7 protein-coding genes are annotated in these 8,823 nt (G+C 74.0%); 3 read left to right on the top strand and 4 right to left on the bottom strand.

Features of this window, described 5'->3' with window-relative positions; all coding sequences use genetic code 11:
* Positions 1 to 151 precede the first annotated feature (151 nt).
* Positions 152 to 3,997 (bottom strand): glycosyltransferase family 2 protein, encoded by a 3,846-nt coding sequence (locus J0670_RS21445; RefSeq protein ID WP_207813261.1) that lies wholly within the window; start codon positions 3,995 to 3,997, stop codon positions 152 to 154.
* Between the two features lie 228 nt (positions 3,998 to 4,225).
* Positions 4,226 to 4,498: a WhiB family transcriptional regulator gene (locus J0670_RS21440; RefSeq protein WP_063349134.1), complete on the bottom strand. Its 273-nt coding sequence runs from the start codon at positions 4,496 to 4,498 to the stop codon at positions 4,226 to 4,228.
* Positions 4,499 to 5,129: 631 nt separating this feature from the next.
* Between J0670_RS21440 and J0670_RS21435 the strand changes: the two genes are divergently transcribed.
* From J0670_RS21435 to J0670_RS21425, 3 genes are all read left to right on the top strand, one after another.
* Positions 5,130 to 5,768, top strand: coding sequence for a cysteine dioxygenase family protein (locus J0670_RS21435; RefSeq protein ID WP_207813262.1), 639 nt, complete (start codon positions 5,130 to 5,132; stop codon positions 5,766 to 5,768).
* Between the two features lie 83 nt (positions 5,769 to 5,851).
* The gene (cofD, locus tag J0670_RS21430; protein WP_207813260.1) at positions 5,852 to 6,811 is read left to right on the top strand and encodes a 2-phospho-L-lactate transferase; all 960 of its coding nucleotides are present in this window, start codon (positions 5,852 to 5,854) and stop codon (positions 6,809 to 6,811) included.
* On the top strand, positions 6,808 to 8,106 hold the full coding sequence (locus J0670_RS21425) for a coenzyme F420-0:L-glutamate ligase (RefSeq protein WP_207813259.1): 1,299 nt from the start codon (positions 6,808 to 6,810) through the stop codon (positions 8,104 to 8,106). Before cofD ends, J0670_RS21425 begins: the two co-directional genes overlap by 4 nt.
* A gap of 3 nt (positions 8,107 to 8,109) precedes the next feature.
* On the opposite strand, the gene J0670_RS21420 is transcribed toward J0670_RS21425, so the two are convergent.
* Positions 8,110 to 8,556, bottom strand: a complete 447-nt coding sequence (locus J0670_RS21420; protein ID WP_207813258.1) for a PIN domain-containing protein — start codon at positions 8,554 to 8,556, stop codon at positions 8,110 to 8,112.
* Entirely contained in the window at positions 8,553 to 8,795 is a 243-nt protein-coding gene (locus J0670_RS21415; RefSeq protein WP_243437322.1) for a type II toxin-antitoxin system Phd/YefM family antitoxin, read from the bottom strand. The genes J0670_RS21420 and J0670_RS21415 overlap by 4 nt, the downstream gene beginning before the upstream one ends.
* Positions 8,796 to 8,823 lie beyond the last annotated feature (28 nt).

The following is an 8,823-nucleotide window of genomic DNA, read 5'->3' as shown; positions in this document are numbered from 1 at the left end:
GGGTGGTCCTGGCGCCGCCGGACTTCCCGGCGAACCGGCCCGGCCGCTCGGCCGGGGCGGGCGTCGGCTCCGACTCGAAGGCGGTTCCGGCGGTGGGCTCGGCGGCCGGGGCGCCGGACTTCTTCCTGAAGGCGGGCTTCTTCATCGCGGGTCAGCTCCCCGATCCGTGCTGGTGCGGACGGTAATCCCCAGAGGAGTGGCCGGTGCCGCCCGGGTCGTTGGGGTCGTAGTAGGGCTCGCCCTGTTGCTGGCCCGGCAGCCAGGGCTGCTGCTCCGGCTGCTGCTGGTAGGGGTCGTAGCCGTACTGCTCCTGCGGGTACTGCTCGTAGCCCTGCTGCGGGTAGGCCTGCTGCCGGCCGTCGTACCCGTGGGTCTCGTAGCCCTGGCCGCCGTACGGCGCGGCCACCGGCTGCTGGGCCGCGTACTGGTCGTAGCTGTACGGGTCGGCCTGCTGGTAGGTCTGGTACGGGTCGGTGTACGGCTCGGCGTCCTGGACGGCGGCGGCCGCCTGGACCGCCCCGGTCACCGGCTCGCCGGTCGACTGCGCCGGGATCGCGCCCGGCCGGCCCTCGTACACCCCGGGCTCCTCGGCACCGGGCTCGCCGCCCTCGCCCCGCTCGGCCATCCGGCGGGCCCGGCGGCTGCCGGGGGCGGGGGCCTGCGACTGGGCGGCGGCGGCCAGCGCGGCGGCGGCCACCACCTCCTCGGGCAGGTCGTCGTCCTTGTTGTTGCGGCGGCCGGGCAGGGCCAGCACCAGGATGGTGAGGCCGAGCAGCACCTGGGCCCAGATCCAGCCGGTGTGGGCGAGGCCGCTCTCCCGGGTGACGGCCAGCTTGCCGCCGGCCGCCGGGAGCTTGAAGCCCTGCGCCCAGCCGTCCACCGTGGTGGGCTCCAGGGCGGTGCCGTTCACGGTGGCCTTCCACTCGGGGGCGGCGGGCTCGGCGAGCCGCAGCACCCGGCCGTCCTGGCCGGCCGGGACGGTGGTGGCGAGGTCGCGGACCCCGGACGGGACGACCACCGGGTTGGCACCGGGGGCGGTGATCACCGCGCGGACCGCGGGGGCGCCGTTGACCTGCCAGAGCGCGGCGTCGCCGTCCTGGTTGGCCTTGACCAGGCCGGGGGTGGTGTCCAGGACGTCCTTGAAGGCGTCGATCGCCTGCCGCTCGACCAGCACGTAGGCGATGCCGTAGCCGGCCAGGGCGTTCGCCTGGTCGGCGCCGGAGCCGGCCAGCAGGCTGCCGACCATCCGGTCCAGACCGTCCCGGGTGCCGGTGGCCGGGTCGACGGTGGACTCGGCCTGGCCGAGCGTCAGGCCGGAGCCGCGCACCACGGTGTAGCGGACGGCGCCCTTCTCCCCGGTGACCACCAGGGTGCGGGCCCGGTCGGTGGTGCCGGCCTCCTCGGCGATGAAGGCGGGCACCTGGGCGGCCTGGGCGCGCTTCAGCGGGCCGCCGGCGCCGGTCAGCGCCCACCACAGGCCGGTGCCCAGTGGGGCCAGCACGGCGGCGGCCACCACCAGGGCGGCCACCGGCTGGCGCCAGCCGAAGGCGATCCCGGCCACGCGGGCGTTGGCGCCGTCGGCGCCGATCGCGGCGGCGGCGAGCAGGGCGATCCCGGCGATCAGGGTGGCGGGGCCGGCCCAGGCGGGAAGCGCCGGGCCGCCGGAGGCCGGGGTGACGGAGGTGCCCGCCACCGCGACCGCGAAGACCAGGCCCGCGCCGGCCGCACCCCAGGCGGCGAGTACCGCGCGACGGCGGTCGGCGCGCAGCAGCGCGGCGAGCGCGGCCAGGACAACACCGGCGGACAGCCACACCGGCGGCACCCCGGCGCCGCCCGGGTTGACCAGCAGCAGGCCGGCCGCGCTCGCCCCCGCGCCGTGCAGGCCGGGCAGCCCGGCCTCCAGCAGCAGCCACTGCGGGTGCGACAGCACCTTCAGCGACCAGGGCGCGAGCACCGCGACGGGCACCGCGAGGATCACCAGGACGCGCAGGCCGAGCAGGCGCAGCGCCGCGCCGCCGGAGCCGAAGGCGCCGCCGCGCAGCACCGCGAGGAGCAGCGTCGCCAGGCACAGCGGCACGGCGAGCGCCCAGGTCAGCGGGACGAAGGCGGTGGCCAGGGTGAGCAGCAGGACGGTCATCCAGACCGGCCGCCAGCCGGGCCGGGCGCCCTTGGCGGCGCTCTCGTCGCGGATGCCGAGGCCGGCCGCGATCGCGGCGGCGCGAGCCAGCGGCGGCAGCAGGACGGCGAGCACGGCGGTGCCGATCCGGCCCTGGGCGAGCGCGCCGGTCGCGGCGGGCAGCAGCGCGTAGGTGGCGCTGGCCCAGGCGCGGACCAGCTTGGAGTCCAGCAGCGGACGGGACACCAGGTAGGCGCTGACCGCGGCCAGCGGGACGGTGAGCACGACGAGCAGGGTGAGCGCGAGGTCGGCGTGGCCGAACAGCAGCCAGGAGAGCACCGCGAGCACCCCGAGGTACGGCGGTGCGGCGGCGGTCGAGCCGGTGCCGACCGGGTGCCAGGCGTCCGCGTACATCGCCCAGAGGCCGCCCGCGCCGTCGGAGGCGGGCAGCAGGGCGCCGCCGAACAGCTCGCCGCTGCCGAGCAGGCCGCGGCAGGCGATCAGGGCGAACACCAGCAGGGCGGCGAACAGCACCGGCGCGGGGCGCCGGGCGAGCTTCTTGAGCAGTGTGAACTGCTCGACGACCAGGTCCTCGGACTCCTCGTCGCCGCCGGCCTCGGCCGTGCCGTGCCGGCCGCCGGAGTCGTCGCCGCCCCCTATCCCGAGCGAGCCGATGACGCCCTCGACGGCCAGTCGGGTGGTGGCGCCGGGGGCCGGGAAGAGCGTGCGGTCGTCCAGGGCGTCCGCCGCCCTGGTCCGGGCCCGGCGTTTGCGCGCGGCCAACAGCCGTGGGAAGCGGACGAGTTCGTGACCGAGGCCGGCCAGTTCGTCGAAGGCCTGGCGCGGGTCCTTGCCGAGCAGGTTGGTGACGGCCCGTACCAGGGTGCCGAGGACGAGCCGCAGCAGCACGTACGGGAACAGCGCGCCCTTGCAGTTGGTGAGCAGGGTGTAGACGGCGCCGGCCTTGTCCACCCGGTGCGGGTGGGAGGGGCCGCAGTCGATGGCGCGGCGCTCGCGGGCGGCCGCCTCGGCGTGCCGCAGCACGGCGTCGGGGGCGACCACGACGCGGTGGCCCGCGGCGTTGACCCGCCAGCAGAAGTCGGTGTCGTCCCGCATCAGCGGGAGGGCCCGGTCGAAGCCGCCGAGCTCCTCGAAGACGTCCCGGCGCACCAGCATGCCGGCGGTGGAGACGGCGAGCACCGGGCGGACCTGGTCGTGCTGGCCCTGGTCCTGCTCACGGCGGTCGAGGCCGGTCCAACGGCGGCCGGAGCGGGCGATGGTGACGCCGACCTCCAGCAGTTGGCGGCGGTCGTACCAGCTGCGCAGCTTGGGGCCGACCACGCCGGCGCTCGGGGTGGAGTCGGCGACCTGGAGCAGTCGGCGCAGCGCGTCGGTCTGCGGCTCGCAGTCGTCGTGCAGCAGCCAGAGCCACTCGACCGGCTGGGTCTCGCGCGGGCCGCCGCGGCCGAGGACGTCCTCCTGGGAGAGCGGGTCTCCGAAGTCGTCCCAGCCGCCGGTGACCGGGTCGTAGCCGGAGGGGTCGAGCCGGTACGGGAGGTCCTCCGGGCGCAGCGGCGCGCTGCTCGAAACGGCCTCGGCGACGGCGGTGCCGAAGCCGGCCCGGCGGCCGAGGACCAGCGGGCCGCTCTCCGGCAGCCAGTCGGCGAGCGTGTCGGCGAGCAGTTGCGGGGAGTTGTCGGTGGATCCGGTGTCGACCGCGAGGATCCGCTGGACCTGGCGGTCCTGGCCGAGCAGGCCGGCCATGGCCTGCGGCAGCCAGCGGGCTCCGTCGTGCGAGACGATCACCGCGGTGACCAGGTGACGCGGGTAGGCGGGCGGCCTGGAAGCGGTGGAGCCGCTCTGGTGGCTGTAGACGGTCATCGCGTGCGCGGGCCCCAGTTCTCGGTGGACACAGCCGGTGAACGGCAACCGGATGGCGCACCACACTAACGGCTCCTGATGGCCGCCTCGTGCGGGGTGCCGGTGCGGAGCCGGTGAAGAAGGGGGGTGGGAACACGAAAGCGCCCCACCATCGCGGTGAGGCGCTCGTACGGCTGTGTGGTTGTCCGCCGCTGTCGGAGGGTCAGCGGATGTCGGGGGCCGCCCCGGTCAGACCGCGCTCTTCTTGAGCCGACGGCGCTCGCGCTCGGAGAGGCCGCCCCAGATGCCGAAGCGCTCGTCATTGGCGAGGGCGTACTCCAGGCATTCGGAGCGGACCTCGCAGGCGAGGCAGACCTTCTTCGCCTCGCGGGTCGAGCCGCCCTTCTCGGGGAAGAAGGACTCGGGGTCGGTCTGGGCGCACAACGCGCGCTCCTGCCAACCGAGTTCCTCTTCTTCCTCCGCGATGCCGTCACCGATCAACAGCTCAAAGAGCTCGCTCATGTTGGCGCGCCTCCTCTGCCCCTACTTGGCGTCCCCGTGGTTGCCGTTGCCTCGTGCGGCTGACGACACGAGTGAAATTACAGTTGCGTCACTCTGGCCCAGTCAAGCCGAGCTCTGGTATTGGGGCCAGGATTCACTCCCCGGCACCAAGCCGTTACGAATAGTGTACATATCCGGACACATCGGACCTTCAGCCCGAAGGCCCCGGACGGCGTCGAACCGTTCGCAACCAATCGCGGAATGACGCTCGGTCACCATCACAGGCCGGTCATCGGCCTGCCTTCCCGGCGATCTTCCCATCGAAACATAGAGAGTGATGAATCACCCCATCCGGTATTGATCCGGACACAACCCACCCGAATGCCGCATCATTCGGTTTGACACCACCCCTGCGGATGCGGTCTCCTTTCCCCTATGTCAGAGTTCGCCAGCCCCCGGAGCGGTTCCGCGCTCCGCCCTGCCGTGAACTTCTGTTGTCGCCTCTGCTCCTGCTGTATCTAGGCGCCCGCGTCCCACCGCGCGCCGCCCCCAGGAAGCACAGAGGCCGCCCGCGAATCCCGCCCCAGGACATCCCGGATCCGGCTGCTCCCCGTCGAACCAGCCGACTCCTCCGAGGACGACTCCCGTGCGCATGATCCGCATCCGCAAGCGGAACCGCGACCGCAACAAGCTCGCCCGCCGCTCCCCCGCCCCGGGCGCCACCCGCACCCACCGCTGGGCCGACGGCCTCAGCGACGTCTCCATCGCCGGCGACCCGCTCGCCTTCCCGCACCTCGCCCGCACCGACCTGCCGGACCACCCCACCACCGTCGCCGAGTACGCCCGGCTGGTCCGCGAGATCGCCGCCGACCGCACCCGCTGGGAGCCGCTGGTCCGCTACGACGCGCTCACCCGCTGGTACGCCCGGCTGGAGACCGGCCCCGGCTACGAGGTCTGGCTGCTCAGCTGGCTGCCCGGCCAGGGCAGCGGCTTCCACGACCACGGCGACTCCTCCGGCGTGATGACCGTCGTCCGGGGCGAGCTGGTCGAGCGCTCCCTCACGCTCCCCCAGCCTTCGGCCGGGGGGACCCCCAGCGGCTCGGTCGCCCGCGCCCTGCGCCCCGGCGGGCAGAGGGTGTTCTCCCCCGGCTACCTGCACGAGGTGGTCAACGGCTCGCTGGAACCCGCCGTCTCCATCCACCTCTACACCCCGGGCCTGACCGCGATGAACCAGTACGGCGCCGCCGCCGTCCCGGAGCAGCACCCGCAGGACCGCGCCGAGGCGCACTGAGCGTGCCGGACCCGCCACCGTCCGACGTCCCGGCTCCCGAACCGCCGACCTGACGGGCCGTCGGACGTGGCAGGATGAACCCCATGCGCATCGTGGCACTGGCAGGCGGAATCGGCGGAGCGCGCTTCCTGCGCGGACTCCTCGCGGCGATCGGACCGCAGGACGAGGTCACCGTCATCGGCAACACCGGCGATGACATCCACCTCTACGGCCTCAAGGTCTGCCCCGACCTCGACACCGTGATGTACACCCTCGGCGGCGGCATCAACGAGGAGCAGGGCTGGGGCCGGGCCGACGAGACCTGGTCCATCAAGGCCGAGATGAAGGAGTACGGCGTCGGCCCCGAGTGGTTCGGGCTCGGCGACCGGGACTTCGCCACCCACCTCGTCCGCAGCCAGATGCTCACCGCCGGGTACAGCCTCAGCCAGGTCACCGAGGCGCTGTGCGTGCGCTGGAAGCCCGGCGTCCGGCTGCTGCCGATGAGTGACGACCGGGTCGAGACCCACGTGCGGATCACCGACGAGCAGGGCACCCGGGCGATCCACTTCCAGGAGTACTGGGTCAAGCTGCACGCCGCCGTCGACGCCGAGGCGATCATCCCGGTCGGCGCGGACACCGCCAAGCCCGCTCCCGGCGTGCTCGACGCCATCGCCGAGGCCGACGTCATCCTCTTCCCGCCGTCCAACCCGATCGTCTCGATCGGCAGCATCCTCGCCGTCCCCGGCATCCGGGAGGCCGTCGCCGCCGCCCCGGCCCCGGTGGTCGGGCTCTCCCCGATCATCGGCGGGGCGCCGGTGCGGGGCATGGCCGACAAGGTGCTCGCCGCCGTCGGCGTCGAGGCCACGGCCGACGCCGTCGCGCTCAACTACGGCCCGGCACTCATCGACGGCTGGCTGGTCGACACCGCCGACGAGGCCTCGGTGGCCGCCGTCGAGGCCGCCGGGATCGCCTGCCGGGCCGTCCCGCTGCTGATGACCGACGTCGAGGCCACCGCCGAGATGGCGCGGGCCGCGCTGGCCCTCGCGGAGCAGGTACGGAAGTGACGGCGGCGGTGGAGATCCTGGGGCTCGACGGCATCCCCGAGGTCGAGGCCGGGGCGGACCTCGCCGGGCTGATCGCCAAGGCCGGGACGTTCCAGGACGGCGACATCCTGCTGGTCACCTCGAAGATCGTCAGCAAGGCCGAGGGCCGGCTGCTGCACGCCGCCGACCGCGAGGCCGCGATCGACGCCGAGACCGTCCGGGTGGTCGCCCGGCGCGGACCGGCCCGGATCGTCGAGAACCGCAACGGCTTCGTCATGGCCGCCGCCGGCGTCGACGCCTCCAACACCGCCCCCGGCACCGTGCTGCTGCTGCCCGAGGACCCGGACGCCTCCGCCCGGGTGCTGCGCGCCGGACTCCAGCGGCTCACCGGCCGCCGCCTCGCCGTCGTCGTCACCGACACCTTCGGACGGCCGTGGCGCAACGGGCTCACCGACGTGGCGATCGGCGCCGCCGGGCTCTCCGTCCTGGAGGACCACCGGGGGCGCACCGACAGCCACGGCAACGAGCTGACCCTGACCGTCACCGCCACCGCCGACGAACTCGCCGCCGCCGCCGACCTGGTGAAGGGAAAGGCCAACGGCGTACCGGTGGCCGTCGTGCGCGGGCTCGGACACCTGCTCACCGACGAGGACGGCGAGGGCACCCGGCCGCTGGTGCGACCCGCCGTGGACGACATGTTCCGGCTCGGCACCTCCGAGGCGCTGCGCCAGGCCGTCACCCTGCGGCGCACCGTCCGCGCCTTCACCGACGAACCGGTCGACCCGGCCGCCGTCCGCCGCGCCGTCGCCGCCGCCGTCACCGCGCCCGCCCCGCACCACACCACCCCGTGGCGGTTCGTCCTGCTGGAGTCCGCCGGAACCCGCACCCGGCTGCTCGACGCGATGCTCGCCGCCTGGCAGCGCGACCTGCGCGAACTCGACGGCTGGGACGACGCCCGGATCGCCCGCCGCACCGCCCGCGGCGACGTCCTGCGCGCCGCCCCGTACCTGGTGGTGCCCTGCCTGGTGATGGACGGCTCGCACGACTACCCAGACCCGCGCCGGGCCACGGCGGAGCGGGAGATGTTCACCGTCGCGGTCGGCGCCGCCGTGCAGAACCTGCTGGTCGCCCTCACCGGCGAGGGCTACGGCTCCGCCTGGGTCTCCTCCACCATGTTCTGCCGCGACACCGTCCGCGCCGCCCTGGACCTCCCGGACGGCTGGGACCCGATGGGCGCCATCGCCGTCGGCCGCCCCGCGGAGGCGCCCCGCGAACGCCCGGAGCGCAACGCCGACGCCTTCATCGAGGTGCGGTAGGGATCAGCCGTCGAGGTCATCCGGCAACAACCGGAAGGCCTTGTGGTTGGTCAGTGGCCTGACGGCGCGGAAGTGGCGACGGTCGACGGTCAGCACGGCGTCGGTCCTGAACTCCGCGGCCAGCGCGACGTTGATCGCGTCCGTCAGGCCGATGTTCAGGGCCGGGTACTGCCGCATGACCGCCCGCGCGGTGGCGAGGTGCGCGCCCACCTCGGGCACCTCGAAGCGGCCGATCGCGCACCGGTCGATGATGTCGTCCAGGATGCGCATCGCCATCGCGGGCCCGAGCGCCGTGTGCGCGAGGTAGTCCAGCTCGGCCAGTACCAGGGGCGAGATGACCAGGTGGCCGACCGTACGCAGGGCCTTGAGGCAGGCGTCGTGGTCGGGTTCATCGCCGGCGTACGCGGCCAGCAGAGCACCGGTGTCACCGACCACGGCGACGGCGGTCACCTGCCGAACCCTTCCATGTGCCGATCGAGGTCGGCCAGGATGCGCCCGCCACCGCCCGGAACGACCGGCATGTCGTCGAGTTCGTCCCCCATCGGATCCGTCCGGAAGGGGTAGACGGGCTCGGCCAGGCTCGGCGGGAGGATGGTGGCCACGTGCCGACCGTCCTTGGTGACGGTGACGGTCTCGCCCCGCTCGACGGCTCCTATCACCTTGGCCGTCTGCTGATTCAGCTCGCGCATCGTCGCTTCCATGACCTCAAGGTACTAC

Source organism: Streptomyces sp. FH025 (genome assembly GCF_017427025.1).
Classification (GTDB): domain Bacteria; phylum Actinomycetota; class Actinomycetes; order Streptomycetales; family Streptomycetaceae; genus Kitasatospora.
The sequence above is the reverse complement of the archived record's forward strand: the minus strand, read 5'-3'. Positions and strand labels throughout refer to the sequence as shown.

Coding starts and splice junctions, on each gene's coding strand:
- J0670_RS21445 (WP_207813261.1), bottom strand. CDS start 3,997: ATGACCGTCTACAGCCACCAGAGCGGCTCCACCGCTTCCAGGCCGCCC.
- J0670_RS21415 (WP_243437322.1), bottom strand. CDS start 8,795: ATGCGCGAGCTGAATCAGCAGACGGCCAAGGTGATAGGAGCCGTCGAG.
- J0670_RS21435 (WP_207813262.1), top strand. CDS start 5,130: ATGATCCGCATCCGCAAGCGGAACCGCGACCGCAACAAGCTCGCCCGC.
- cofD (WP_207813260.1), top strand. CDS start 5,852: ATGCGCATCGTGGCACTGGCAGGCGGAATCGGCGGAGCGCGCTTCCTG.
- J0670_RS21440 (WP_063349134.1), bottom strand. CDS start 4,498: ATGAGCGAGCTCTTTGAGCTGTTGATCGGTGACGGCATCGCGGAGGAA.